The organism is Kitasatospora sp. NPDC057940 (genome assembly GCF_042887425.1).
Taxonomy (GTDB): Bacteria; Actinomycetota; Actinomycetes; order Streptomycetales; family Streptomycetaceae; genus Kitasatospora.
In genome coordinates, this window is sequence record NZ_JBHVPH010000018.1 from 170,620 (window position 1) to 172,226 (window position 1,607).

Consider the following 1,607-nt stretch of genomic DNA (forward strand, 5'->3'; position numbering starts at 1 on the left):
CCGCGCCCCCCCGCTGGTGGCGGCTGGGGTCGGGGTTCGGTGCGTGGGGCGGGTGCGGGGTGGGTTGGCTCCGCGCCCCTTTGGGGGGGGGGGGGGCCGGCCGGGGGGCCGCCCCCCACGGCCGTTCGGGGGGCCGCCGCGGCTATATGATCACGCGGCCGAGATCACGTCACGGGGGAGCACGAGAACAGCGATGGCCGGGCAGGCAGTACTCGCACCGCCGAGGGAACTCCGCACCTGGTTCGGCCGGCGCTCGGTGCGGATGACCGGATCCGAGCTGGTGTGGCAGGAGGAACCGGAGGCCTTCCACATCCCCTACGGCCGGATCCGCCGGGTGCACGCCGTCCCCGGCCGTGGCGTGCTCTGGGACCTGTGCGTCGAGGTCGACCCGCCGGGGCGCGGCGAGCGCTCCGAGTTCCGCCTGGGCACGACCGACGCCAAGGCCCAGGCGTTCGCCGACGCCATCAACGCGCAACGGCTGAAACGGCTCGCCGAGGCCCCGGCCGACCCGACGCGGATCCGCGTCGAACCGTTCCGGCGGCCCAGGCCGCTGCGGCCCGCCGGCTGGCAGCTCGGCCTCCTCGCCCTGTTCGCCGGCTGCCTCACCGAGTCCGTCGTCCTGGCCCTGCTCGGCCACCCCGTGCGGGCCGGGTTCGTCTGGGCCGGCTTCACCGCCTGGTGGGTGAGCGCCGCCTGGGCGGCGAACCTGCCCTGGCAGCTCCGCTACTGGCGCCAGCAGCAGGCACTCGGCGAGCTCCGCCCGGCGGAGTTCACCGGCTCCTACCTCGGCGAGTACCGGGTGCACGACGTCCACGGCCACTCCCGCAGCACCCGGCGCACGCTCCGGTACACCTACCGGGTGACCGACCAGCTCGGCACGGCGCAGCGGCACGAGTGCAGCGCCGCCGACGTGCAGGACGTGACGCGGCCCCGCACGGTCCTGGTGGTGCCCGGCCGGCTGTCGGCGGACACGCCGGGCGGGTTCGCCGGCCACCTGGTGTGGATGGGCGTCACCGGCCTGCCGACCCTGGTCGCGGGCCTGGTCGGCCTGGTCCTCGTCCCGGGCCTGCTGCTGCCCTGAGCCGCCGACTGCTCACCGGTGCCGGCCACCCCGGCCCGCCCGGGTGCGCGTCCGGGTCCGCCTCCCGCCCCACCCGACGCGCACCCTTCCGTTTGCGGTGGCCCGGGCCGGGGTGTGGGGGCGGTGTGCCCGCGCTGGAGATCCACTGGAGACCGCCTCAAGGCGGGTGGTTCGTGGCGGGTTGGGTGTGTTCTGGTGGATGGCGAAGCAGACCCGCCCCGGGTCCTGTCCGGCCGGACAGGACCCGGGGCGGGGCACACCGGGGGACGGTAGACGCTCGCGCATGGATGTGAGTGTGGAGGCTATGGTTCGCCGGCCCGGAGTGGACTTGACTGGTGGACATGAGGACGGACGCGAGGGGTTCGCAGAACCGCCCGGGTCCGCTGGTTTCGTCGACTTCTTCTCCGAATGGGGTGGCTGCTGTGGTTGCCAAGGGTGTTGTGGATCTTCCGGTCGGTGCTGGTGTGGTGCTGGTGGTGGGTGGGACGGGTAAGACCGGTCGGCGGGTGGCGGAGCGGTTGGCGGG

Annotated in this window: 1 protein-coding gene; it reads left to right on the top strand. The window is 74.6% G+C overall.

From position 1 onward, the window contains the following. Positions 1-193 precede the first annotated feature (193 nt). Positions 194-1,081, top strand: coding sequence for a hypothetical protein (locus ACFVTF_RS25545; RefSeq protein WP_387816794.1), 888 nt, complete (start codon positions 194-196; stop codon positions 1,079-1,081). Positions 1,082-1,607: the final 526 nt, after the last annotated feature.